The organism is Alteromonas sp. IB21, from assembly GCF_016405965.1.
GTDB lineage: Bacteria > Pseudomonadota > Gammaproteobacteria > Enterobacterales > Alteromonadaceae > Alteromonas.
Window position 1 is genome coordinate 129,459 of record NZ_JAEFCD010000003.1, and the last position, 23,566, is coordinate 153,024.

Genomic DNA, 23,566 nt, shown 5'->3' on the forward strand with positions numbered 1-23,566 from the left:
AATCTTAGCAGCTCCAAAAGCAATTTACGTTCTGTACTCTAGCCCAGTTATCCTAAAGTTATCCCAAAAAGCCGTTGATTTGTGAACTTATCAACGCATAAACGCTACTTCATACTGAAGAATTATTATTTGAAGCAGACCTTTAATTCTTGGTCACAACGGAAAAATATAGGGCAGTCCATATTGGTCTGACATTGAGCATCATTATATGACCGTATGTTGATGCTATCACTAGAGGGGGGTGTGTAAGCAGGTGTTCCATAATTATTCACTGGTACCGCACATACACCTCTCGTTGAGTAGGGCTCTTTTATACATTTCTGCCCATAAGGGCATGAGTAATCGCTAAGGCAACCTCTATTGTTAGATTCACTGGTGCTGCCTGAAAAAGTTTGAGTCGGAGGGGTGTACTGATTAGTCGGAGTAGGCGCTTGATAATAACCCGTCAATGCGCTGGCAATTCCTGTTATCGCCAATCCCATTAAATAATCATTCTCTTGCTGTTGTTTCAACTGTTGTTGGTGTAGGTCAGAAGATGGTACATATTCACCAAGCCGAGAAAGGGCGCTTCGTGCTTTTTGGTGGTTCCATCTGGCAGCAAGCTGATACCAACTTATTGCACTCTCACGATAATTCAGTTTCATCTGAACATTAGCGAGCGCTACCATAGAATCAACCCGCCCTTGCTTTGCGGCTAAAACGTACCAGTTAGCGGCTTCTTCATACGAATGCTTTACACCTTGCCCATGCTCGAATAAAACGCCCATATTATGCTGGGCGTCAGCGTCACCGCTTCTAGCCTCTGGCAGCCAAGTATTTATGGCTAGCTGATAGTTACCTTGTTTGTAGTGTTCGTACCCTAGATTGACTGGTGAGACGCAACTAGTCAATGTTAACACAAACAAAGTAATACAAACGAAGAGCTTACATACATCCATGTCTTTTCCTTCTTAATAAATCCTTTTGTATTTTATAGAGGGTAAAGCTTTTATTGTCTAGTTTCAAAGCAAGAAGAGGTTTCTTCATTCATCAAGCAGCGTTAGCCCTAGTTAGTAGCGCATCCATTCGCGCTGGGGCTTCCAGAGCCGTTTCAATGAATCAAACGGCTTGTGAAGGCATTATGATGCTCTTGAGCGCTGTGCGCCATAACTGTTCTCATTTTGTAAGTCTAAATCGCAGGCATAAGCTGAATCTATCTCGTTAAACAGAAGCTCTATAGCGCCGTTAATATCACCTTGCTCAAAACTACCTTGGCCCTTTTCCAACGCAATTGCGCATACCTTGGCTAGACTTGCAGCGCGTTCTAAGTGAATTGATAGGTCTTTATGTGTAGTGGCCATCATGTTTCTCCGTTGTTTGATTTTAACTGTTTTTTAGTCGGTTAAACCTTCCCCAATTTCTGCCGCGCATTGTATTTACCCTCTTTTCATACTGTATCTTCGTTGGTTATAAAATGCTTATTGCGTGTAAGGTATGGTTATATATATAGATAGTTAAAAAATGATGTTGTATGTTAGCAAACACTTCCGCTTAAGCGCCCTAAAAATAGAAGTGGCTTTTTATACGACATCAAAAAATGAAGTTGTATAACTGCAACAACATCAAAATTTACGTATGTAGAGCCACTACAACACCAAAATTTGTGGGTTAAAAAATTTAAGCTGCTAATTTTGCACCGTTCTCTAATGAGAATTTCCGTGGTGGTGTTTTTGTTGGTTCTATGTCCATATTGAAGCCAGCAATGCTATCTATAGGTTGCCACGTTAGCGCATAGTAGTAAGGCTTTCTTGAGCCTTTAGGGTTCGTTTTGCTTACTAAAATCAACTCATTCTTTATCAACTCCTTAGTAGCTTTATATACCGTGGTGGCGGATTTAAAACCTCTGCTTTCAAGTTGTTCAGGTATAGCGCATAGTTTACCGTTGTTATGTTTAGTGTATTGCTTTGCAATCTCATAAAGCAGTGCTCTTGCGCTAAAGCTCAAGCTTATATAACTTGGGTTATCCATGACCGCTAGAGGAACGCCAGCAAAGCGGCCCTTATTCTTTTGCCTGTCATTGTTAGCCATAACGAACCCTTAACCTTTATTGCATTCGCCACTGCTGGTGGTTGGCTCGCTTATTAAGCAATATTCAGCGACGTTTCTATGTAAACGCCCATCCTGTGACCTGGCTTTGATGGGAGTTGTTGCAATAATAAAACCGCGCTCTCTTAATTCTTTAATGCGAGGGGCGGGGCTTATAAGCCCAAGTTTTTCTCTAAAATAAATCGTGTTAGTCTTAGCTTTCCTTAATTGCTCGACTATCTTTTGTCGGTCTCTTAAGGTGCTGGATGCAATACTATGGGGTGTATTTTGTTCTTGGCGGGGCAAAGTGCGCTTATTCATCGTCGGCCCTCCGTTATGCTGAAATACGTTGAATGAATGAACTAGCAAACTCTTTGCGTTTGTCCACCAGCAACGATACTAACGCCTTAATTTGTGTATCGTCTTGGCCTGCTGCGCGCGCCATTAATACGGCTGATACTTCATGCTCAAAGAAACCCACAGAGCGCCCACCAAGACTAAACGGTGGTGGCATTGTCTTGTCGTGAATGCGCTCATGTAAGCTAGTATTGCTTAAGCCTGTTTTGTCTCGAACTTCTTTTCTACGCAAAACAGTGGTACTGAATTGTGAGGACGTTTGTTGCAGTTGGGTTATTGGATTAACTTCTGTGTTCATCATTATTCGCCTATGTGTGTTGAGTTGACGATTACGATAAAACCATAAAGTTTTTTGTAAGTTGATAGGTCTGGCAACACTACCAACTTTGACTTTGGTAGTGTACCAACGCTCAAGCCCTCTTTCTCATAAGGATGTTTGGTGGCAATAGGAAAGGTTATACTTTTCTTTTCTCTATTGGTTGCCAAGGCTTCAATGATGGATGTTGCTTACCTCCTAGTGTGACTCCTTCGGGGGTAGAAACCTTGATTATCGAGCTAATTAGAGCATTGTTCTCTATACCTCGATCTCTCAGCAATTTCTCCAAATCAGTTTTTAAAGGTTTACACATATCATTCGGGAGTTCATGCCATGCTTGTTTATAGAGTGACAATGCCAAGTAAATATTGTCTGGGATTTGTTCTTCATCAAAGCCCAAGAGTGTTTCATTAGTTTTAAATGTGAATAGTTTTGAGATCTCCTCTAGACTTGTATTGTTGCTTTGACTCTCCTTTAAAGTCTCGCTAACATTTAACTCTGGGTAAGCCTTTTCAGACATTGAGCGTTCCCCTAGCTTGTATAGCCATATAGCGAAGCTTCTCTTTTTAATTTTTACTTCGTTTAACGGAGTGTCTGGGGTGTATCTGTATAGCTCAATTTCGGTGAACTCTGATGGTTGCTCAAATATCAAATCCTCTGGCAAGATATGACCATGGTTAGCGTGCTCACATTTCTCTAAATAATTGAAATGCTCGATCGCTATTTCCACAGAGTGATACAGTGCTTCTAATAGTTCCCGTGCAAGCGGCAATGCTTTTTCTGCCTTAGCAAGTTCGTTCGCTTCCTCTTTTGTCCAGTCAGGAAAGGAATCACCATCAAAAGCGGTGTCGACCGGTGTATTTTCTATAATACTCTCAATATGAGCGATAGATTCATAGTTGCCTACTACAAAGCAAACAGCCTCTTCGCATATCCAGCCATCGATATACCTATTCATTACAATGCTTATCCCAATAAGCCCCTAAATAATCCACTTAGCCAAGCCAGTAGGGTTCTGGCGGTTCGGGAGCTACCCTAGGCTAAGTGAAACCTTTTATGTTGCTCTATCCGTAAATTACTCTGAGTGTCTTGCTGCTATTTGCCAGGCTCATGTTGCCTGTGGCTGCCTGTTCAATATGAGCAGACCACCATTCCATAATTACTCGCCTGCGCTCTAGGTAATCAGAACGGTTATAAGCGTTTCTCACGCTATCCTTGTCAACATGCGCTAAACATACCTCGATTAACTCAGAATCAAACCTCTGCTCGTTTAGAGCCGTGCTTGCCAACGCTCTAAGGCCATGTGATACAAGCTCACCTTTAAAACCTATTCTCTTAAGCGCCATATTTGCAGTTTGTACATTAGCATGTCTATTTCGCCCTCTATGACTTGGGAATAAATATTCGCTACTTCCTCGCAAAGCTTTGAGTCTATCTATTAGTGCCAGTGTTTGAGGTGTTAAAGGAACAATATGCTCACGGTTTCGCTTCATGCGTTCTGCTGGAATTACCCAAACCTTATTCTCTAAATCGATTTCTTCCCATTTGGCTTTTGCTGTCTCACTAGGGCGCGTCATGGTGTGTAGCTGCCATTCAACGAGTAATCGAGTAACAATCATAAGGTTATGGTTCGTTAGATTTTGCATTAACTCAGGCAAGCGGTTGGGGCTTATGGTTGCCATTTTTTTAGGAGTTGGTGTGACAAAGTTTTTCGATATGTGCGCAATGGGGTTGTTTTCAATCTTGCCGCTATTTAACGCAAGTACCATTATCTCATTTATCACCCTGCACAAGCGCTTAACCGTTTCTAAACTGCCTTTAGCTTCAATAGGCCGCAATATGTTAATCACTTCTACTGGCTTTATATTTTTGACTGATACAGAGCCTAGTTTTGGTAATACATGGTTTCGTAACATTTCCATGTGTTTGTCTGCGGTTGCTTTTTTCACTTTTGAAAGCTTAAGTTGAAACCATTCATTTGTGATCACTTCAAATGTACAGGCTAATTCATCCTGTTTAATTTTAAGCTGCTCTTGAAAGTGTGCTTTTGGGTCAATGCCTAGGTCTAGCAAGCGCCTTGCCTCTGCGCGCTTTTCTCTTGCTCTTGCCAATGTTACATCGGGGTATGCGCCAAACCCTAAATTATTACGCTTTTTCGAAATGGGGTGTTGGTAGTTAAATATCCATGTTTTTGTGCTGGTGGGCTTAACACGAAGCGCAAGGCCTTTTCCGTCTGAAAGGTTATACTCTTTCGCTTTAGCCTTAGCTGTTTTTACTTCTGTATCTGTGAGTTGCTTCGTTGTCTTAGCCATTTAATGTAACACCGCTGAACAAGTTAAAAAGGTGATGTTACATTCGATGTTACATTAACCACCGATTTTAATCGAATGTCCTCGACACTGAGTGAAGCGAGAGTTGGGCGTTAGGCTTTGTTTTTAAAAGGATTTTTAACGTTATAGAATGTTTTGGAATGAAAAAATGGTGGCCCCACCCTGACTTGAACAGGGGACCTGCCGATTATGAGTCGGATGCTCTAACCAACTGAGCTATAGGGCCATTTGAAGATGCGTTTTATTACTGTTTTAGATAACGATAAAAAACGAACGCAAGTATAAGCAGTTTTAGCTACCTTGTCACGCCTAGGTTAGGGGTTTGTGATTTGTTTGCTTTATTTTTGTTCACTCGGTGGTTTGAATTACTCAGTGAGTTCACTTTATTGGGGTTAATAATGGTATTCTGTAACGAAGTACACAATGCCGTAGTCGGTTTTTATAAGCAGAACTCATAAAGCGATATTGTATGGTCCACCTTAATTAACAGATAACGCGGTATTCTTTTCCAACTGCTCGCTGATCACAGGAAGTAAATAATAAGATGAAAAAGTCTTTTTGCGCGCCCGTCATATCTTCTCTATTCATAGCTGTGCTCTTCTCGCTAGCTGGGTGTGATGTAATAAATTTTAAAGGAAGAGAGCCCGGTGAAATTCCTTTTAAATTAGTAGGTGTGGATACTGGCGCTTGCCCCATGATCATGAGCATAGGCCAGCAACGCTGGAATATAGACTATTTTGGTTTTTATCTTAGTAAGCCTGAGCTTCGCATCGACGGAAAATGGCAACGGGTGAAGTTTAAACAAACTCAGTGGCAGACGCCGAATGAAGCTTTATTGAAGTTTCATAATAAGTGCGTTAACCCCGATGACGCTAACAGCAAAATAGTATTGGATGTATCTGAACAACTTCTGAAATTATCAACTAACCTCCGTTTTACCATGGGGTTACCATTTGATATTAATCATGATAATCCATCAACTCAGCCATCCCCATTGAACGATTCTTCGATGTTTTTCAATCAACGTAACGGTCACATGTTTCTTAAACTCGATGTGTCCAAAAATGGAGAAGAGACCCATGAATGGTCTTATCATTTGGGAAGCGCAGGGTGTGAGTCGGAATCTGAAAGTACGCCTCCAGAGAGCTCTTGTGCTTTTACAAATCGCGTAGAATTCATCTTGCCAATGACTCAGCTCGATACCGATTTAGACTTAGAAGTTTCAGTGTCCAATATTGTCGCACAAGTTCCAATTAACGAAGCGCCAAGCTGTGTGTTCGCATCGTCTGAAATTACGCCATGTGACAAGCTGATTCAGAATTTGGTGCACAGACCGTGGATAAAGTGGCAGTAGGAAACTGACGGCGTTACGTTTATAGAAAATTATACGAAGGGCGAAAAATAGCCGTTTATTGCTCTGTATGACTAGTTTATACTCCGAAAATACATCAATTAAATGCCTATGTGTTGATTATTAACTTCGTGGTAGACTTTGGTACTTACAAGTTACGTTAATAATAAAAAAAGCAGGTAAAAAGTCGCGGAGACGAAAATGACTGAAAAACCTTTCATTACGAGTGGTCGAAATACCATCATTCATAAAATCAGAAAGCTTGACTTATTGGTTACAAACGGAGATGAAAATCCTCCGATACTTGTAACCTATAAAGGTATTAAGCAGTATGAAGGTCGAATTCCAGATAACAAACGCGAAGCCAAAGCGTTGGATATGGAATTGGTAGACGTTACCACTAGCGAAGTCTTTGGCGACGAAAAAACGTTAGTTTTTATACAAACATTAAATGGCAAAGAATACAAAGTTGACTACTCAAAAGTCGGTACGAGTATGTTTATCAAAATTCACCAAGACAGTATCTTTTAGCATATATCAAACATTAAGCGTAATGTTATTGCGCATCAAGACGGGGGCGAGTAGCCCCCGTTTTTTTTGCCTTATAGCAGCTCGAACCGGTTCAGCATTTTCTTCAGGCTAGGTTCAAGGTTATTGCAGTGTCAGATTTTAAGCTTCACTTCGCTACACGTCATAATTTTCACTTCAACAAACGTCAGACTTTTCCCTACACCCGAATGCTATTCTTTTTACGCGTTATCGATAATGTTGCAAAGTGTGTGTTAAGTTCGATTAACAACTGTTTAGACCGATGGTTAAACCTCCACTTTTGTGCGCTTGTCGCAACATCTCATATAGCGGTGTTTTAACGTTTTTATCGCGTAGTTTTCATAAAGTTTCACTAGTTTAATGATGCGGGGCTTATAGAGGTCGTCACCGCGTTGCCGAATACTATCAGAGGAACTTGTTATGTTTATGTCACGCCGTGTTACCCAACTTGCTTTAATTGGAATGACTCTGTCATTAACCGTTACTGCTGCCAGCGCAGCTTCCTACCCTCAGGAGCTAGAAAAAGATTTAATTGCAGTGTGCGAAGCGGTGAAAAGTGACAATCGCTTGAAGCTGCACCGAGCAGTTAAAGCCACAGGCCTTAATATGAAAAACCTGCACTCCGGCTTGGTGTGTAATGGGCAGGATATGATTACTTTTGCCGTGGCGAATGGTGCGGATGTCAACGCGCAGCATATTGCTCGCCGTATCAACGCGAGCCTACGTGTTTTAACTGCAAAACGTTGAGCAATTATCGATTAACCTAACCGTTGGGCTATGTAAGACGTAGCCCTTTTTTAAGCGTCTTATTTTTTACTTTTTTAATCATGACTTTTTTGAAAGTTAGAATTAAGAGTTGTTGCTACTAGTACTGTTCGCACCTGCAAGGGAACGCATATGATCGCACTGGTATTCTTACAATCTATTTCTATGCAAAGCGCGCTTTGTGAAATACTGAAAAAACATGGTCCATTCAGTCATATTTATAGCGCAGATTCGGTTGGCCATTGTTTGGCCCTAGCTGAAAAGTACCCTAATGCCATAGGGTTTTACTCGGTTGCTCGGTCAAGTAGAAATTTAGCATCAAGATATTGGTTAGCCGTAGGTAGGCGAGACGAAGAGGCCTTGTTAGCTTTTTCGTACAATGCATCAGGCTTTGTGAAGATCCCATTAGAAGAAGTACAGGTTTTACAGGCCATTGAATGTGTGAAAAACAAATATCGTTGCTACGAGCGAGATTTTCAATTTTCAAAACTTATTAAAGGTTTATGTAATCAGTACGGTGTCTCTGAACCCGCTCTGCTAGCAAGTTTAAGGCTGCAACTCTTTAAAAGCGCTCAGCCGGATGTAGTAGGGATCCGGGCTGAAAACGGATGGTGTTGTTTGAATCCTGAAGATATTAAATGGATTGAGGCTGCGGGGGATTATATGTGTGTTCAAACCTTGTCGGAAAACTATGTTGTTCGCACCACCTTATGTGACTTACTTAAACGACTGGGAGGGCGTTACTTTAGGCGGTGCAATCGCTCAGTCGCCGTTAATGCAATTCACGTCGCTCATGTAGAGCAAAAGTGCAGTCAGCAGCAAGTTGTGATGCAAAGTGGAGAGGCCTTCAAAATTACCAACAAATATTATTATCAGTTTTGGCAGAAAGATGCAGGCTATTCATAAAGCTAACGCTTGCGGCTAATTGTTCATATAAGACTATCGTACTGCTAGCGGTTAAATACGCTTCTGGTTACACTACATTGATTAACGTTGTAGACAAGTCACGGTAGGGAGTATGCGTGCGAAATGTCAGAGACACGATGGTAGGAGCGGCCTTAGTCTTTGCTGCTTATTATCTTGGCCTTTTAATAGTAACCGCAGCATCCCTTTCTATCCCCGGCCCTCTGTTAGGGCTTTTTATACTGCTTGGAGCTTTATTTTGCTTCCCACGGCTTGAACCTCATGTAGCGCGCGCAGTAACGTTTCCTTTAAAGCATATGTCATTACTTTTTATCCCTGCGGTATTAGGTGTGACCGTGTATTGGGGGGATATAAAAACGAATGCGTTGGCTATTGTGATTGCTATTGTCGTGGCGACGTCGTTTAGCTTGGGCATTACGGCGTGGCTCTCTCAGCGGCTTTTTAATGCTAAAGAAAGCGGTGATGTGGCTAACGTTAAGAATAACGGCGATACAGATGATTGAGGCGTTGTATAACACATTAAGCTATCGTGGTTTGTTCTGGCTTAGCGTTTCTATCATCAGTTACATGACAGCGCTGTGGGCCAATAAAACATGCCGTGGCCACCCTGCTGCACACCCAATTCTTATCACCGCGCTATTAGTGTCTATAGGGCTTTATTGTTCAAACACGCACGTTTCTGATTATCAACGTGCTGCCTCGTTACTGCATTGGTTGTTAGGGCCTGTCACAGTAGCGCTTGCCTTGCCTATTTATCGTCAATGGCAAAAGTTAAGGCACTATGGTTGGCGCTTGCTGGTGAGTATCATTTTTGGCGGCGTACTAGCCCCTGTTTCGGCGTGGTTAACGCTTTTTATATTCGATACGCCTAGTGCCATACAGTTTACCATGCTCGCCAAATCTATAACGACGCCCTTAGCGATGGAGTCTAGTGCACAGATAGGTGGGATCCCTGCGCTGGCGGCGGTTTTTGTTATCGTTACCGGTATCGTTGGGGCTGTCATGGCTTCAAGTATGTTTGCCCTATTTAATGTGAGAGACCGTCAAGCCCAAGGTATAGCGCTAGGTACCGTCGCCCACGCTATTGGCACGGCAAAGGCAATCCAAATGGGAGACGATGTAGCAGCTATGGCAACATTAGGCTTGTGTGTGAACGGTATTTTTACCGCGTTAGCTTTACCCGTCGTTGTCGGCTTATTCATTTAAGCCAAGAAGTGTTCGTATGCCTAACGCTTGAAGCAGGGAAAAAGGCAGGCATGGCTGTGATGATGCAAAACTCGCTGGCAATATTCTCCAAAAGTGCTATTCCTTAGTGAGGTGTTTCGTATCAATATATGCATGAGAGCAGATGTATAAAGATAGCGATGCTGACGTTAAACTTGTTTAGCCGCAAATCGAGGCTTCAGTTCAAAGCTGCATTGCCGATATAGTTTAGATTGCTACAAAATATCAGCGTCTGTTGGTTTCAAAAGCTAGGTGGTAAAAGAACTTAATGTTTTCTGTACTCGTTTGTGACGACTCGTTGGTTGCGCGAAAGCAAGTGGCAAAATGCCTCCCTCAAGATTGGGATGTTGCCGTGCACTTTGCGAAGGATGGGGATGATGCCCTCAAGGCTCTTGCTGAAGGGAAGGGTGATCTTTTGTTGCTCGACCTTAATATGCCTGTTCTCGACGGGTACGGCACGCTCGAGGCAATACGAGAAAAAGGGTTAAAAACAAAAGTAATTGTGGTGTCTGGAGATATTCAACCAGAAGCCCATGAACGTGTGACATCCCTAGGTGCTTTGGACTTTATTAGAAAGCCTGTCGATCCTAAAACGTTAGCAGAAGTCTTAGATAAATATAACATTCTTCATAATGACGAAGAGTTGCAGTTAGAAGCATCTCCCCTCGACCCTGATATAAGAGATTGCTATCAAGAAATCACTAATATCGCGATGGGGCAGGCTGGCGACCATCTCGCCCGTACCATGAACGTGTTTGTGGAGCTCCCGATACCCAATGTAAACCTCATTGAAGTTTCTGAGCTTCATATGATGCTTTCGGATATCGAAAGTCACGAACAAGTTACCGCTGTATGCCAAGGCTTTTTAGGTCCTGGAGTCAGTGGTGAAGCCCTATGTATTCTGAGCGATTCGAGTTTTGATGATGTGGCAAAAATACTCAACGTCGAAGGAGAAGTTGACGATCAGCTTCAGTTAGAGCTTTTAATGGATGCCGCGAGCATACTTATTGGTACGTGCTTAACAGGTTTGGCAAACCAAATGGACATTAATTTTAGTCAAGGCCACCCTATCGTTTTAGGGCAACACCGGGCTATTACTGAGATTATCGCCATGAACCAGATTAAATGGAAGCGTACGCTTGCCATAGAATTGAGTTACGGCTTGGAAGGATACAATGTGCAGTGTGATTTGATACTGCTATTTACCGAAGAATCGATGAAAATGATGAATTCTAAACTTGCCCACTTGTTGGAGGATTTTTGATGAGCCAACATTTAGATGAGTTATTAGAGTTTCATTGGATGATGGACATGCTCCAGACCGTTGATGTAGGGATCGTTGTCTTAGACAGAAGCTTTACTGTTAAAGTCTGGAATGGCTTTATGGAGAGTCATAGCGGTCTTCTACCTAGCGAAGTAAGGGATAAATCTTTATTTTCGCTATTCCCCTCTATTAAGCAAGATTGGTTTACTAAAAAAGCTAAGCCGGTCTTCGACTTAAAAACTCGCGCTTTCATGACATGGGAACAGCGCCCCTATTTATTCAAGTTTCCGAATTATCGGCCGATTACAGGAAGTGAATCGTTCATGTATCAGAACCTTACACTTTCTCCACTGACCTCGGCGACGGGCAAAGTGGATTATATCAGTATGATGATTTATGACATGACTGACGTAGCGGTAGGTAAAAAGCAGCTTGAGGCACTCCAAGTCACCATGTCTGAAGCGCAAGAAGCAAAAAGACGCTTCTCATAACCGCTGCACACTTTGCGCGTTAGCGACAAACGGCTAATCAGCGACACAACCTACATCAAGTTTTTACCAGACACTGTGTTTAGCGTAGTGCACATTACGGTGGGAGTATGTATGCAATTAAACGTGTTTTCAGTTTCAGATAGGTTTTCTGGCGCTTTAGGCCGAAGTTTATTTTTTATCGCAGGCATAATTATTTTGACTGCTTGCGGCGGAGGCGGCGGTGATGGCGATAACGCTAATGGCGGCGCCGGAAACCTCGTTGTCAACGCTGGTCCAGACGCCACGGTAACCGAGGGTGTTACTTACGCATTGAGTGCGCAGGTCAGCGGAGGCGACGGAGCATACACCTACAATTGGAGTGCTTCCCCATCATTATCTATTGCTCACGACGACACCAGCGTTTCTACCGCGAGCTTTGTTGCGCCACTGGTAAACAGTGCAACGCAGTACACAATCACGGTTTCGGTTAACGATCAAAGCGGTAATACAGCGAGCGACTTTACCGTAATAACCATTGCCCCAGTCAATATCCCTCCGCAAGCGAGCATTACTGTTCCACAAAGAGATGACCTTCCTCAAAATACGTTTCCTAGTAATGTAGAAGTTATCTTTGATGGCACCGCGAGTAGAGACCCAGACGCCACAGATGAAGCAGTGGCTGATTATACGTGGTCACAAACTGCCGGTATTAATGTGATTACAGGTGTTGAGACAAACCTGCCGACGCTGACCATTGTTACGCCAATAGCAAACGAAGAGCAGTCACTGTCTTTCGAGTTAGCGGTCACAGACAGTGAAGGGGCGTCCGATACTCAAACGGTTACCATTGTTGTGCAGTCAGAAACGGATACGCTACCAACGGTAAGTGCGGGTGTTTCTCAAGGTGTGTTTAGCGGTGAGATAGTAATACTTGAAGGAGAAGCGAGCACCAGCGTGCCTAATGCTATGCCTCTCACCTATAGATGGGAAAGAAGTAACAACGTTCCAGCGGGCTCAACAGTAGGCCGTCCTGTCGACGACAGCGACTCACGTTCAACCTTTGCTATCGCGCCTGCGGTTTCAACTTCTACAGTGGTTGCCTATACGCTGACAGTAACTGACGCTAATGGCAACAGTGTTGAAGATACGATAAACGTTCAAGTTCGCCCGATGCCTACGCCGCTTATCAACGATACTGGTTTTTTACAGCAAGCGACGGATAATGCGTTAACACAAGCGCAGCAAAATGAATTCCCAGGTCAGGACGGACAAAGAGGGGCGGATGTTGTAGAGCAAAATGGATTGATTGAAAAAGCCGGTCGCGGAAAAGCAGGCTTTGATTTCACCCGCTTAAACGCAAATGGTGATGAGCAGGATGCCGACGCTGATACCTGGTCTTGTGTACGCGACAACGTCACCGGATTAGTATGGGAAGTAAAAACCGACGACGGTACATTTCAAGATAAAGACTTCACTTACTCGTGGTTTAGCAATGAGGTAAACGGCGGCTTTGAAGGTGACGAAACGGGCGCTAATGGCACGTGCTTATTGACTAATTGCAATACTTCAGCCTATGTTCAAGCCGTAAATGCGCAAGGTTTATGCGGTTTTTACGATTGGCGCTTGCCTACTCACCATGAACTTTTCTCACTGATGCACCTAGGCATTGCTGCTGGTGTTGCTATTGATGAAGATTATTTCCCTAACACCGGTGAGATTTCCTCAGTGCCTTTGTGGTATTGGACATCAGTGCCAAGTGCAGATGGCGTAAACAGTGACGATGCTCAAAATGCGTGGGCATTAGACTTCGATTCTGGGGTTGATAACTTTCTTAATAAATCAACAGCTGGCCGAGTGCGTCTTGTACGAGCAGGGAGATAGTGATGAATAACCTAATGAAAGAAACGGCACTTACAAGCAAAGTACTGTCGTCAATTAAAACCCTATTGATTTCGACGCTTTTTACTTGTGTATCGATATCAACGTTTGCTCAGGAGTGTTTGTCGGACGGTTTAGAAACCACCCCCAATGATAACTTTGAGGCAGTGACAACGAGTACTTTGCTAGACACTACTACTGACCTAGTATGGAGGCGTTGTGCTGAAGGGCAAACTTGGAACGGCTCGACGTGCAGTGGCGAAGCGGTGAAGTATACTTGGCAGCAAGCGTTGAAATTGGCGCACGAAGCCAGCAATGAGGACTTGCTGGGGTGGCGGTTACCCAACGTCAAAGAATTAGCAACAATTACAGAGCGAGATTGTGTTCGCCCTGCAATAAATAGCTCTCTTTTCCCCGCCACGCCGCCAGATGATTTTTGGACATCAACGCCATCGGCGGATGATCCTGACCGCGCGTGGGTTGTCGCATTTTTTAACGCGAGTCATTCTATAAAAGAAAAAGACCGCTTTATTTACGTGCGTCTAGTTCGAACCTTCACTAACGAGTAAAGGTAGAAAACATGCGAGATAATTAGGCTTTAGCCTTTCGTTTACTATCTTGCGCTAAGACTTTTTATCACTAAAGCACGCTTTATAATGCGTGCTTTCTTTTTTCAGGTTAGCCCGCAAGGTGTCTCACGAAAATGTTTTGTCACTCTCGCGCTTGTTATGATACTCGCGGGTAGATGTTCTCGACATGTTCAACCTGATTTTTAGCACGTTAGACTCATGATGGCTTTTTATTTCGCAGTAAGCTAGCCACAATGACAGTATGAAAATGATATCGCGCCCAAAGGCAGGCTTTCTCACAATTTGTCTACTCGCTGGACTTAGCACGTCAGCGCAGGCTGAATATACCTGCAATATAGATTTTGCCTATGGTATTGCGGTTAACGACCAGCAGCTTCGTGTCATGGATAAAACCCGAACTGTGGTTCAGATTAACGGTCAAGACCAATTGTTCATTGGCGGCCGCTGGCAGACACTGAACGAACAAGAGCGGCAATGGCTACAAGAATATGCATCAGGGTTGCATTATGTAGTGCCGAAAATGATCATTTTGGCAACGGAAGGTGTCGACCTTGCTATTGATACTATTGAACATGTTTATTTGGGCTTAGTTGGTAGCGACCACGATAGTTATGAGCGTTTAAATGCCGCGATGAAGCGGGCTCAAAATCGCGTAAAAGACAAATTTAGACACGCAAGTAATCATTACTTTATAGGCCCCGGATCCTTAGAAAGCGTTGATGAGTTTGTGGATAGTGAAATTGAAGCTCAGCTTGAGGAAGCCATTTCCACTTCTGTTGGCGGTATACTTTCTGCCATCAGTGGTATTAATACCGGCAGTGGAGAAGTAAACCAGGAAAAGGTGGCTGAAATTACACGGCAACTCAACAATGTAGGGGAGCAGCTCGACGTTGGCGATAAGGCAACAACCCTGCGCAAAAAAGCAGAGTGGTTTTGCGAGAAGTTGAAAAGGCTTGATGTGGCTGAAGAAAACCTTCGAGCAAACGTACCGGCCTTCAAGCAATACAATATTATTACGCTGCATGAAAGCGAGACGAATTAAACCTAAGCCAAACTCGTTTTTCGCCAGCCAATATTTATCGTTCAGATAATACAAAGCCTGCATATCGCAGGCTTTGTATTATCATGCTGACGTGCCTAATAGACATTATACAAAGCACGAGAGTAGTGAGTTTAAATACCTGCGGCCCTTTGCGGTAACCTGCCAGTGGCTGTCCGAAATAGAAAGCAGTCCTTGCTGATGAGCGTCAGACAACGCATGCTCTACATCATCGCTTATTCCGATACCCGTAAAGTCGCTGAAGTCACGTATTGGACAAGGCTCCACCAAACGAAACCTGTTCATAAAGAACTCAAAGGGCAGATCTTCAGCACAAACTTGCGTCTGCGTATCTAAATACGGGCGGCTGATTTCCATGTAGCCCCTGGGGTGTTTTACCTTCACTGTACGATGGATTGTACCGTTTGTAGCGTCGGTAATTTTACCATGAGCACCACAGCCAATGCCTAAGTAGTCGCCAAAGCGCCAGTAATTGAGGTTATGACGACACTGATGCCCTGCTTTGGCATAACCTGAAATCTCATACTGATGATAGCCTGCACGCTCTAGAAGGCTGTGGCCTTTCTCTTGTATTTCCCAAAGGATATCGTCATCCGGTAGCTCAGGAGGCTTTGAATAGAAAGGCGTATTTGGCTCGATAGTAAGCTGATACCATGATAAGTGATACGGGTCTAATTCGATGCCCTGCTTCAGGTCTGCCATGGCATTCTCTACGCTTTGTTCGGGTAGACCATGCATAAGATCTAAATTAAATGTGGGTAGTCCCGCACTGTGTGCTTGTTTTGCCGCATTTTCAGCCTGGTTTTCATTATGAATTCGACCGAGTACTTTTAAATGCTTAGGCTGAAAACTTTGAATGCCCACCGATATTCGGTTTACACCTGCCTGATAAAAGCCTGCAAACTTACCGGCTTCAACCGTACCTGGATTGGCTTCCATGGTTATTTCAGCAGTGTCGCTTAAGTTAACTCGCTGCTTAACGCCGTTCAATATGTCGGCCATGGCCTCGCTTGAAAACAAACTGGGCGTGCCACCCCCAATAAAGATTGTCTCAACAGGGCGGTCGCCAATACGTTTGGCATCAATGGCTAAATCGTCCAACAAGTGCGCCACGTATTCTTTCTCGGGCAAATCAGACTTCAGTCCGTGAGAGTTGAAGTCGCAGTACGGACACTTTTGAACACACCAAGGAATATGGATGTACAGGCTTAGTGGAGGATTACGCAAACGTCGCTCTCATATTCTCAAGCAAAATCGCAAGGGCGTTGCCGCGATGGCTAATACGGTTCTTTTCGGCTTTCTCCAGTTCTGCCGCTGTACAGCCGTGAGTTGGCACGTGAAATACTGGGTCGTAACCAAAACCGTCGTTACCAGAGCGAGCCGTTAAAATTTCTCCTTGCCACTTACCTTGGCTTACTAATGGTACTGGGTCGTCGGCATGGCGCATAAATACCAATGTACAGAAAAAGTGAGCTTTACGCTGGGTCTCGCCATTAAGGGCGGCTAATAGCTTATCGATGTTGGTATCGTCCGTAGCATCCGCGCCAGCATAGCGGGCTGAATAAATACCGGGTGCACCGCCAAGGGCATCAACCACTAAGCCTGAGTCGTCAGCAATAGCGGGGAGGCCTGTTACTTGTGCCGCATTACGCGCTTTAATAATGGCATTTTCAACGAATGTTGTACCCGTTTCTGGTACATCAGATACACCTAATTCTTTTTGCGCCACAACGTCTACACCGTAATCTGCAAATAAGGATGCAAACTCACGCACCTTGCCTTGATTACCCGTGGCTAGAACAATTTTTTCTGGGAATTTCATTGTGCCAGACTCCTCATTTTTTCTCTGCTCCTGAAACAAGCTCGAATACATTAATCGAGTATTTGAGGCTATTCAGGACGAAGGTTGGGAGTGGTTTGAGCATACCCTCTGCCGCAGGGATGCGGCAGCGGAACGCACATGGATATGTTTACCGCGTGTTTGCGAAAGCCACTCCCAACCTTCGGCCATCGCACCACTCACCCTCAACGTGCTCGAGTTTTACTTTTTCTTCTTAGGCTTAGCTTTTGCCTTGGCTTTAGCTTTGTCTTTAGCCTTCACTTTTTTCTTTTTCGGGCCAATTTTAGGCGTTTTGTTTTTAGGGCGTAGCTCGTCAATGACGCGAGCCTTAAGCGGTTCGCCCATATAACGAGCAACTTTGGCCACCATGTCAAAGTCGTGGGCTTCAACCAAGGATATTGCGGTACCTTTGGCGCCAGCGCGGCCAGTTCTGCCAATGCGGTGCACGTAAACGTCGGCTTTGCGCGGCATGTCAAAGTTAATAACATGGCTTACGTTAGGTACATCGATACCACGGGCAGCCACATCCGTTGCCAACAAGATAGGTACTTCACCACTTTTGAAACGGGCTAGCGCCGCAATACGTTTGTCTTGTGGCATTTCGCCCTGTAGCCAGCATACCGGGATGTCTTTTGAGGCTAATAAGTCTTTTAGCATTTGAAGACGATCGCGGGTTTTTACAAACACAACTGCTGACGTCGTCGCTTCCTGCTTTAAAATATTCACTAGCAAGGCTAGCTTGTGGTTCATGTCATCAGCAAGGTGGTACCACTGATGAATTTTGTTCTTTTCTTTGCGTGACGGGTTCGCTTCAATCACTTCTGGGTTGTTGAGAATGTCATGCGCGAATGTCTTAACGCCTTTGCCTTCAAGCGTGGCTGAGAACAGAAGGTTCTGCTTGCGCCAGCGCGCCTCAGCGGCAATCTGGTTAACCACAGTCGAGAAACCCATATCCAACATGCGGTCAGCTTCATCAAGAATTAAACACTCAATGTCACGGCAATCCGCGGCTTCTTTCTCGATATGCTCAAGCAAACGCCCAGGCGTGGCTACAAGGATATCAAGGTTTTTGCTTAAGGTTTCTTTATCGGTGCCATAGTTAATACCACCAGTGATTACGCCGCACACAATTTGCGTGTGCTTGGTAATGGCAACGGCTTGTTCGTGAACCTGTAGTGCAAGTTCACGGGTGGGCGTTAAAATTAGAATACGCGTGGCGCCAGGCTGTTTACGCGGATAGTCGAGTAAAAACTGGCACGCAGACAATAAGAATGCTGCGGTTTTTCCCGTTCCCGTTGGTGCAGAGGCCAGAATATCTCGCCCGTCTAACGCATGAGGGATCACGAGTTCTTGAATGCTAGTTGGAGTTTCAAACCCCATATCGGCAACTGCGTGACACAGTGCTTCGTCTAATTCGAGTTCTTCGAAAGTCATAGTATAAAAAACGCTCTAAATGAATGGGGTGTATTGTAGCATTGCTACATCAAAACATAGAGAAAAAGTGGCGTTAAATTCGCAAACACTGCGCAAAGACAGTGGGCAGAGTCGCTAAGCAAAAACGCATTGTAAAAATATATTCTGACTCTTACTGGCTTGCTTTATTAACGAACAGGCGAGTTTATTTACTCACTAAGCGAAGCAATAGCAGCAAGCTTTGTTTGATTTAGCGCGTCTTTTATTTCGGGGCCTTTTACGCCCGTGGCAATGATGTCTTGCACATTCACTTGTTTGGCGGCTGCCAACGCATCTTCGATGCGCTTCTGTTGGTGTTGCCAATCAACGCCCTTGTTACGAGCATGAGGCGCGAAAGCGCTGAGTAATAAAGTAAAACGTTCCTCTCTTCGCCATGCATCACAGCCATTGAATAAGGTAAGTAAATCTGCGGGCGAGTTCTGTGTGTCTAGAAGAAAGTTTTTAAATTTGCAGGTAAGGATAACGATTTCACTGACTTGGTTCTGCACTTTTAGTCGGCTGCAAAGACGCTTTGCGTCCTCTTCATTAAGGTGAGAAAGCAGGGCTGTGAATCTTGTTATCAGCCTAGCGGTTTCTGAATCAGTATTTTTAACGAGGTTTTTACTTGCAGCCTTTTCTAGCTCCACCGCCGTTTTTAACGTTGCCAAAGCAGTATCTAAGTTACTTTTAAGTTCAGTAAACCAGTCATTAAGGCCGTGAGCCTCGTCTAACACGCTGAAAAAAACGTGCGGGGTTTTCTCTAGAAGGCTACGTTTTGTTTCTTGCCATACACGCTCTGCGCTTAGCGTACTTAACTCGCCGCTATCTGCCATTGATTGCATAAGTGCCATGGTTTCACTGGCGATAGTAAAGCCTAAATAGGCATAACGGGTGGCAAATCGAGCAACGCGAAATACGCGTAAAGGGTCTTCGCTGAAAGCTTCAGAAACGTGGCGAAGTAGGCGGTTCTCTAAATCTTTTTGGCCGCCGTAAGGGTCGATGAGTTTTCCTAGGTTGTCTTGCGCTATGGCGTTAACGGTAAGGTCTCGGCGCAGCAGGTCTTCCTCTAACGTTACAGTATTTGACGCATCGCACACAAATCCGGTGTAACCTTTTCCTGACTTACGTTCTGTGCGAGCAAGGGCATATTCTTCCTGTGTTTTGGGGTGTAAAAACACAGGGAAGTCTTTGCCCACTTGGGTAAAACCTTGGCTAATCATTTCTTCTGGTGTGGCGCCCACCACGACATAGTCGCGTTCTACAACTTTTCTGTTTAATAGTGCGTCACGCACTGCGCCACCAACGAGATATAACTGCATGCTATTCCAATGATTTGTTAGTCAATAATGCTTTTCAATTTGGAGAGTATCGACTTTGGGCGTGTTACAAAAATCAATACATCCACGCTAATAGTTGCGCAGTATAGCAATGTTACAAATAAAATTCGTAGCCACATCGTTATGCGCTTTCACTTCATGGTTGCCTCTGGTAGTTTAATCGCTGTCAAAATAAAAACAGATAGGCGCTTCAGCAACCATGTATTTGAACTATTTCGGGTTAAATGACAATCCTTTTTCGATTGCGCCTAACCCCGATTATTTGTATATGAGCCCAAGGCACAAAGAGGCGTTAGCTCATTTAACCTTTGGTCTTAGGGAAAGTGGCGGTTTTGTGATGCTCACAGGCGAGGTGGGTACAGGAAAAACAACGGTTTCACGAAAGTTATTACAGCAACTACCAGATAATACGCAGGTAGCCATGATCCTAAACCCTACGCTGTCAGCCCTTGAGTTGTTGGCAACGGTTTGTGATGAATTAGGATTGCCGTACACGCCTGAAAAAGCGAGCCTAAAGTATTTTACCGATCTTATTTTGTCTAAGCTGGCAGAAAACCATCAGTCTGGTGTAAATACGGTTTTGATGGTCGATGAAGCACAGCATTTGATGCCAGAAGTGCTTGAGCAGCTTCGTCTATTAACTAACCTTGAAACGAATCGAGAAAAACTGTTGAAGGTAGTGCTAATTGGTCAGCCTGAACTGCAACAGTTGTTAAAACGCAATGAATTACGCCAGCTTGCACAGCGCATAACCGCTCGTTATCACTTACTTCCTTTAACTGCACCAGAAGTAAGCGCTTATATAGCACATCGCTTAAGCGTTGCCGAAGGTGATATCAGTATTTTCAGTAAGTCTACGTTACGCGCGGTGCATCAAATTACCGGAGGAATTCCAAGAGTAATTAATTTGCTGTGCGATCGGGCATTAACCTTATCTTTCACTAAGCAGCATGCGGTTGTGCAAAAGCCAATTTTCTTGGCCGCGGCAGAGCAAATCTTAGGTGAGGATGTAGTAAGTCAGCGAGTACAGAGTCAGCGCAAGTGGTACTTGATGATGGCGTTTGCATTGGCGGTGTGTTGTGGTTACGGGCTAGGGAGTTTGTATGTCTAATATCGTTGCCATTGAAAGCTTAACGCCTGGCATGGTGATAGTTCAAATAACTAAACAGAACGGGCCAGTAAAAATAAGAAAGTCGGGCTTGGTGACCAGTGATGCCATGGTTCAAGGGCTGTCTGAGATGGGCGTACAGGAAGTTGAAATAGACCCTGAACAAACCGTTGAAATTGCCCCTGCGGCAACGCGCCACAGGACCCAAACTCAAGCGCTACTGCGTGGTGAGCACGACACTACCGCTAAGTTTGATAAATCGCTTAATGAGCAGTTTAATCGCAGTTTATTTTTACCAACGGTGGAAGGGTTACCATCGGCATGGAAGCTGTATACCAAGCAATTTGGGCTGTTTGCTGTCGTTATCCTTGTCGGTTTGTGTATTGGTTTTTCAGCTGCGACGACTGAGCGTTGGTGGCCGTTATTAGTATCGCAATCCCTTATTAGTGAGAATGTCACGAACAAAAATACGGATAAAAGCAAAACCGCCTCATCTGCCCCTGAACAGATCGCGGCACAAGGCGGCCGCAATGAAAATATCGAGCTGGTTAATGAGGTGAATGCTGCTTCAGAAACCCAATTAAATAGCCAGAATACAGGTCAGGGAAATAGTGCTAATGATGTAGCGAATGCACAAACCCAGTTAGGGCAAAACAACAATTCGGCTAACGGTGTGACTTATAATCAGCGAGACACAGCGAGCGAAGATTTTATTGCAGGGAACAACCAGCGTGGCAGTGTGAATGATGTAAATAACCCTGCACAAGCCACAAACCCTGCTTTTAACAGTGGCTATGAACAAACTCAGCAAACGGGCCAACCGCCAGGTGCAGTTTCACAGGATTATGAAGGAAAGGTGCTAAATGAAGGTGCCTCTCAATCAGATGTATCTGTTTCTCCAGAGCTGATGGCCCGCTTTAACGCGGCTGTTGAGGCGCTTGATACAAAAGCGCAAGATAACGAGCAACCAAGAGAAAATACAGTAACGGTAAAAGACGATATTCCTCGTGTTGATCAGTTACCCGTTCGTTTACTAACAAGGCTTCCATCGATGAACTTCAGTGCTCATATGTATGCGTCTCGTCCCGCAGACCGATGGGTGAGGGTCAACGGACGTCAGGTCGGCGAGGGGGATTGGATTGCCGATAGGGTGCAAATAGTAAATATTGAAGCCCAGCGCGTGGTACTTTCATTTGAAGATGAGCTTTTTACCATGGCAGCGCTGACAGATTGGTAATGGCTTATATCGGATAGAAAACTAACACCCGTTTTAAATGCGCGATGCTAAAAGACAAATAAAGCCTGATTCAATGCACTTTCAAAATCAGGCTTTTTTTTCCGCTCAGTGATGAATTTAACCTCAAGGAGAGACGTCATCAGGGCTTTGGTATAGACCCCTTACTGATATTTCATATTGGTATCTGGTTTACAAAAACATCTCTGAAAAACTTAGGCAAGTTCAAGCTAAACTCTTCTGGCCGCACGCCTGAAACAATCTCATCCTCATACAAGCTTAAATCAATGCGCTTAACCTCATTGAAGTGTTGAGAAGTAACACTGTAAAACGTCATAACGTGGGGGCTTACCGGATCTTTGGGGTTTATCTTACTTACAATACCAAGCTTGCCGCTTTTAAGCCTGACCAGCGAGCCAACCGGATGTACACCAATACATTGAATGAATTGTTTGACCAAGTCTTGATCTAAATTCTCTGCTGCAGTCAGGCGCTTAAGTGCTTGAGTCGGAGTAATACTCTCTTTATGTGAACGGTTAGATGTCATTGCATCATAGGCATCAACAATAGCCGCAATACGGGCATACTCAGAAATTTCTTCGCCAACTAAGCCTCTTGGATAGCCGCTTCCATCTATGCGCTCGTGATGCTCTTCGATTATCCGCAGGGATAAGTCGGATATGTCCCCACATTGCTCGACGAGGTCAACGCCTATTTGCACATGAGTCTTCATTACTTCCCAGTCGCCTTGGGCGAACTCGCCTTTACCGTTGCGAATTTCATCTGGAAGCGAAGACATTCCGATGTCCATCAGTAGAGTACCTAAGCTTACTTGTTCGATAATATCTCTGTCGTAACCAAGAAATTCGCAAAATATACCGCTTAGCACGCTACAGTTGATGCTGTGTTCAAGAAGATATTGGTCTGTGTCTTTGATCATGGTAAGACAGCTAAGCGCATCTTTATTGTCAAAAACACTTTCGATAAGACTATGTGACAGTGACTCCATGGGAGATAAGTCTTTTACCGCTCCGTTTTTAAGCGACTTTAAAAAATTACTTTGTATAGAGAGTGCGCTGCTATAGAGGTCGTTTGCTTGGTTGATGGAATCACGTCCCACAGGCTTAGCTTTGGGTTTAGGGACTTCTGATTCAACAGGTTGTTCTGGCTTATTTTCTTTTGTGCTGTGCTTTGACTTTGTAAGGTCCACCTCTACGCGTAAGATACCTTTTGATTTAAGGCTATCGATAATGGCTTGGGTCTTCACAATACCTTTAGAGCGCATTCTGAGCGAGCCAGTCTGTTCAAGCACTTGATTGACGTACATTCCCGGCTGCAATTCATCAATAGGCACCTGCTCTAGCATTATCTCTCCTGTGAGGCATATTACTGCCAAAACCATCTACTACAATAGAAACGAATAGTACGATATTCCAATAGAAAAAGTGAGGTG

The 23,566-nt window shown here is 44.2% G+C and carries 25 protein-coding genes and 1 tRNA gene; 13 read left to right on the forward strand and 13 right to left on the reverse strand.

Features of this window, described 5'->3' with window-relative positions; genetic code table 11:
* Nucleotides 1-125: 125 nt before the first annotated feature.
* From JC525_RS03750 to JC525_RS03785, 8 genes are all read right to left on the reverse strand, one after another.
* On the reverse strand, nucleotides 126-938 hold the full coding sequence (locus JC525_RS03750) for a tetratricopeptide repeat protein (RefSeq protein WP_198814584.1): 813 nt from the start codon (nucleotides 936-938) through the stop codon (nucleotides 126-128).
* Between the two features lie 180 nt (nucleotides 939-1,118).
* Entirely contained in the window at nucleotides 1,119-1,343 is a 225-nt protein-coding gene (locus JC525_RS03755; RefSeq protein ID WP_198814585.1) for a hypothetical protein, read from the reverse strand.
* Nucleotides 1,344-1,656: 313 nt separating this feature from the next.
* Nucleotides 1,657-2,067, reverse strand: a complete 411-nt coding sequence (locus tag JC525_RS03760; RefSeq protein WP_198814586.1) for a hypothetical protein — start codon at nucleotides 2,065-2,067, stop codon at nucleotides 1,657-1,659.
* Between the two features lie 9 nt (nucleotides 2,068-2,076).
* Entirely contained in the window at nucleotides 2,077-2,385 is a 309-nt protein-coding gene (locus tag JC525_RS03765; RefSeq protein ID WP_198814587.1) for a helix-turn-helix domain-containing protein, read from the reverse strand.
* A gap of 13 nt (nucleotides 2,386-2,398) precedes the next feature.
* Nucleotides 2,399-2,722 carry a helix-turn-helix transcriptional regulator gene (locus tag JC525_RS03770; protein WP_198814588.1) on the reverse strand — a complete coding sequence of 108 codons (324 nt, stop codon included), beginning with the start codon at nucleotides 2,720-2,722 and terminating at the stop codon, nucleotides 2,399-2,401.
* Between the two features lie 154 nt (nucleotides 2,723-2,876).
* Complete coding sequence (locus JC525_RS03775; protein WP_198814589.1) at nucleotides 2,877-3,695, reverse strand: hypothetical protein; 819 nt, start codon at nucleotides 3,693-3,695, stop codon at nucleotides 2,877-2,879.
* Nucleotides 3,696-3,801: 106 nt separating this feature from the next.
* Nucleotides 3,802-5,049, reverse strand: a complete 1,248-nt coding sequence (locus tag JC525_RS03780) for an integrase domain-containing protein (RefSeq protein ID WP_198814590.1) — start codon at nucleotides 5,047-5,049, stop codon at nucleotides 3,802-3,804.
* Nucleotides 5,050-5,216: 167 nt separating this feature from the next.
* Nucleotides 5,217-5,293 (reverse strand) — tRNA-Ile (locus tag JC525_RS03785).
* Nucleotides 5,294-5,611: 318 nt separating this feature from the next.
* Between JC525_RS03785 and JC525_RS03790 the strand changes: the two genes are divergently transcribed.
* The 11 genes from JC525_RS03790 to JC525_RS03840 all read left to right on the forward strand — a co-directional run bounded on the left by JC525_RS03790 (nucleotide 5,612) and on the right by JC525_RS03840 (nucleotide 15,124).
* On the forward strand, nucleotides 5,612-6,421 hold the full coding sequence (locus JC525_RS03790) for an MbnP family protein (RefSeq protein WP_198814591.1): 810 nt from the start codon (nucleotides 5,612-5,614) through the stop codon (nucleotides 6,419-6,421).
* A 198-nt stretch (nucleotides 6,422-6,619) separates the two neighbouring features.
* A complete protein-coding gene (locus JC525_RS03795; RefSeq protein ID WP_198814592.1) occupies nucleotides 6,620-6,949 on the forward strand; it encodes a hypothetical protein in 330 nt (109 codons plus the stop codon).
* Nucleotides 6,950-7,387: 438 nt separating this feature from the next.
* The gene (locus tag JC525_RS03800) at nucleotides 7,388-7,714 is read left to right on the forward strand and encodes a DUF3718 domain-containing protein (RefSeq protein WP_198814593.1); all 327 of its coding nucleotides are present in this window, start codon (nucleotides 7,388-7,390) and stop codon (nucleotides 7,712-7,714) included.
* A 150-nt stretch (nucleotides 7,715-7,864) separates the two neighbouring features.
* Nucleotides 7,865-8,638 (forward strand): LytR/AlgR family response regulator transcription factor, encoded by a 774-nt coding sequence (locus tag JC525_RS03805; protein WP_198814594.1) that lies wholly within the window; start codon nucleotides 7,865-7,867, stop codon nucleotides 8,636-8,638.
* Nucleotides 8,639-8,754: 116 nt separating this feature from the next.
* The gene (locus tag JC525_RS03810; RefSeq protein ID WP_198814595.1) at nucleotides 8,755-9,159 is read left to right on the forward strand and encodes a CidA/LrgA family protein; all 405 of its coding nucleotides are present in this window, start codon (nucleotides 8,755-8,757) and stop codon (nucleotides 9,157-9,159) included.
* Nucleotides 9,152-9,862, forward strand: coding sequence for an LrgB family protein (locus tag JC525_RS03815; protein ID WP_198814596.1), 711 nt, complete (start codon nucleotides 9,152-9,154; stop codon nucleotides 9,860-9,862). The genes JC525_RS03810 and JC525_RS03815 overlap by 8 nt, the downstream gene beginning before the upstream one ends.
* A gap of 286 nt (nucleotides 9,863-10,148) precedes the next feature.
* Nucleotides 10,149-11,144, forward strand: a complete 996-nt coding sequence (locus JC525_RS03820) for a response regulator (RefSeq protein ID WP_198814597.1) — start codon at nucleotides 10,149-10,151, stop codon at nucleotides 11,142-11,144.
* Nucleotides 11,144-11,635 carry a PAS domain-containing protein gene (locus tag JC525_RS03825; protein ID WP_198814598.1) on the forward strand — a complete coding sequence of 164 codons (492 nt, stop codon included), beginning with the start codon at nucleotides 11,144-11,146 and terminating at the stop codon, nucleotides 11,633-11,635. The genes JC525_RS03820 and JC525_RS03825 overlap by 1 nt, the downstream gene beginning before the upstream one ends.
* A 111-nt stretch (nucleotides 11,636-11,746) precedes the next feature.
* A complete protein-coding gene (locus JC525_RS03830) occupies nucleotides 11,747-13,495 on the forward strand; it encodes an Lcl C-terminal domain-containing protein (RefSeq protein WP_198814599.1) in 1,749 nt (582 codons plus the stop codon).
* Nucleotides 13,496-13,497: 2 nt separating this feature from the next.
* The gene (locus tag JC525_RS03835; protein ID WP_198814600.1) at nucleotides 13,498-14,061 is read left to right on the forward strand and encodes an Lcl C-terminal domain-containing protein; all 564 of its coding nucleotides are present in this window, start codon (nucleotides 13,498-13,500) and stop codon (nucleotides 14,059-14,061) included.
* A 268-nt stretch (nucleotides 14,062-14,329) separates the two neighbouring features.
* Complete coding sequence (locus tag JC525_RS03840) at nucleotides 14,330-15,124, forward strand: DUF2884 family protein (protein WP_198814653.1); 795 nt, start codon at nucleotides 14,330-14,332, stop codon at nucleotides 15,122-15,124.
* 105 nt (nucleotides 15,125-15,229) lie between these two features.
* Here the strand turns inward: JC525_RS03840 and hemW are convergent, their stop codons facing one another.
* The 4 genes from hemW to JC525_RS03860 form a co-directional block, all read right to left on the reverse strand.
* A complete protein-coding gene (hemW, locus tag JC525_RS03845; RefSeq protein ID WP_198814601.1) occupies nucleotides 15,230-16,369 on the reverse strand; it encodes a radical SAM family heme chaperone HemW in 1,140 nt (379 codons plus the stop codon).
* The gene (locus JC525_RS03850; RefSeq protein ID WP_198814602.1) at nucleotides 16,362-16,964 is read right to left on the reverse strand and encodes an XTP/dITP diphosphatase; all 603 of its coding nucleotides are present in this window, start codon (nucleotides 16,962-16,964) and stop codon (nucleotides 16,362-16,364) included. Before JC525_RS03850 ends, hemW begins: the two co-directional genes overlap by 8 nt.
* 219 nt (nucleotides 16,965-17,183) lie before the next feature.
* Nucleotides 17,184-18,416 (reverse strand): ATP-dependent RNA helicase SrmB, encoded by a 1,233-nt coding sequence (srmB, locus tag JC525_RS03855; RefSeq protein ID WP_198814603.1) that lies wholly within the window; start codon nucleotides 18,414-18,416, stop codon nucleotides 17,184-17,186.
* Between the two features lie 188 nt (nucleotides 18,417-18,604).
* Nucleotides 18,605-19,753 carry a CCA tRNA nucleotidyltransferase gene (locus tag JC525_RS03860; RefSeq protein WP_198814604.1) on the reverse strand — a complete coding sequence of 383 codons (1,149 nt, stop codon included), beginning with the start codon at nucleotides 19,751-19,753 and terminating at the stop codon, nucleotides 18,605-18,607.
* A 217-nt stretch (nucleotides 19,754-19,970) separates the two neighbouring features.
* On the opposite strand from JC525_RS03860, the gene JC525_RS03865 reads away from it, so the two are divergent.
* Together JC525_RS03865 and JC525_RS03870 are read left to right on the forward strand one after the other, a co-directional pair.
* Nucleotides 19,971-20,882 carry an ExeA family protein gene (locus JC525_RS03865; protein ID WP_198814605.1) on the forward strand — a complete coding sequence of 304 codons (912 nt, stop codon included), beginning with the start codon at nucleotides 19,971-19,973 and terminating at the stop codon, nucleotides 20,880-20,882.
* Complete coding sequence (locus JC525_RS03870; RefSeq protein WP_198814606.1) at nucleotides 20,875-22,116, forward strand: general secretion pathway protein GspB; 1,242 nt, start codon at nucleotides 20,875-20,877, stop codon at nucleotides 22,114-22,116. The genes JC525_RS03865 and JC525_RS03870 overlap by 8 nt, the downstream gene beginning before the upstream one ends.
* Before the next feature lie 172 nt (nucleotides 22,117-22,288).
* Here JC525_RS03870 and JC525_RS03875 read toward each other — a convergent pair whose 3' ends face one another.
* Nucleotides 22,289-23,479, reverse strand: a complete 1,191-nt coding sequence (locus JC525_RS03875; protein WP_198814607.1) for an HD-GYP domain-containing protein — start codon at nucleotides 23,477-23,479, stop codon at nucleotides 22,289-22,291.
* Nucleotides 23,480-23,566 lie beyond the last annotated feature (87 nt).

Bases quoted from the DNA above. Each gene is read 5' to 3' on its own strand.
- JC525_RS03795 (WP_198814592.1), top strand. From the start codon at position 6,620: ATGACTGAAAAACCTTTCATTACGAGTGGTCGAAATACCATCATTCAT.
- JC525_RS03860 (WP_198814604.1), bottom strand. From the start codon at position 19,753: ATGCAGTTATATCTCGTTGGTGGCGCAGTGCGTGACGCACTATTAAAC.
- JC525_RS03865 (WP_198814605.1), top strand. From the start codon at position 19,971: ATGTATTTGAACTATTTCGGGTTAAATGACAATCCTTTTTCGATTGCG.
- JC525_RS03775 (WP_198814589.1), bottom strand. From the start codon at position 3,695: ATGAATAGGTATATCGATGGCTGGATATGCGAAGAGGCTGTTTGCTTT.
- JC525_RS03800 (WP_198814593.1), top strand. From the start codon at position 7,388: ATGTTTATGTCACGCCGTGTTACCCAACTTGCTTTAATTGGAATGACT.
- JC525_RS03760 (WP_198814586.1), bottom strand. From the start codon at position 2,067: ATGGCTAACAATGACAGGCAAAAGAATAAGGGCCGCTTTGCTGGCGTT.
- JC525_RS03870 (WP_198814606.1), top strand. From the start codon at position 20,875: ATGTCTAATATCGTTGCCATTGAAAGCTTAACGCCTGGCATGGTGATA.
- JC525_RS03850 (WP_198814602.1), bottom strand. From the start codon at position 16,964: ATGAAATTCCCAGAAAAAATTGTTCTAGCCACGGGTAATCAAGGCAAG.
- JC525_RS03840 (WP_198814653.1), top strand. From the start codon at position 14,330: ATGATATCGCGCCCAAAGGCAGGCTTTCTCACAATTTGTCTACTCGCT.
- JC525_RS03835 (WP_198814600.1), top strand. From the start codon at position 13,498: ATGAATAACCTAATGAAAGAAACGGCACTTACAAGCAAAGTACTGTCG.
- srmB (WP_198814603.1), bottom strand. From the start codon at position 18,416: ATGACTTTCGAAGAACTCGAATTAGACGAAGCACTGTGTCACGCAGTT.
- JC525_RS03765 (WP_198814587.1), bottom strand. From the start codon at position 2,385: ATGAATAAGCGCACTTTGCCCCGCCAAGAACAAAATACACCCCATAGT.
- JC525_RS03780 (WP_198814590.1), bottom strand. From the start codon at position 5,049: ATGGCTAAGACAACGAAGCAACTCACAGATACAGAAGTAAAAACAGCT.
- JC525_RS03825 (WP_198814598.1), top strand. From the start codon at position 11,144: ATGAGCCAACATTTAGATGAGTTATTAGAGTTTCATTGGATGATGGAC.
- JC525_RS03830 (WP_198814599.1), top strand. From the start codon at position 11,747: ATGCAATTAAACGTGTTTTCAGTTTCAGATAGGTTTTCTGGCGCTTTA.
- JC525_RS03755 (WP_198814585.1), bottom strand. From the start codon at position 1,343: ATGATGGCCACTACACATAAAGACCTATCAATTCACTTAGAACGCGCT.
- JC525_RS03750 (WP_198814584.1), bottom strand. From the start codon at position 938: ATGGATGTATGTAAGCTCTTCGTTTGTATTACTTTGTTTGTGTTAACA.
- JC525_RS03770 (WP_198814588.1), bottom strand. From the start codon at position 2,722: ATGATGAACACAGAAGTTAATCCAATAACCCAACTGCAACAAACGTCC.
- JC525_RS03815 (WP_198814596.1), top strand. From the start codon at position 9,152: ATGATTGAGGCGTTGTATAACACATTAAGCTATCGTGGTTTGTTCTGG.
- JC525_RS03820 (WP_198814597.1), top strand. From the start codon at position 10,149: ATGTTTTCTGTACTCGTTTGTGACGACTCGTTGGTTGCGCGAAAGCAA.
- JC525_RS03875 (WP_198814607.1), bottom strand. From the start codon at position 23,479: ATGCTAGAGCAGGTGCCTATTGATGAATTGCAGCCGGGAATGTACGTC.
- JC525_RS03805 (WP_198814594.1), top strand. From the start codon at position 7,865: ATGATCGCACTGGTATTCTTACAATCTATTTCTATGCAAAGCGCGCTT.
- JC525_RS03790 (WP_198814591.1), top strand. From the start codon at position 5,612: ATGAAAAAGTCTTTTTGCGCGCCCGTCATATCTTCTCTATTCATAGCT.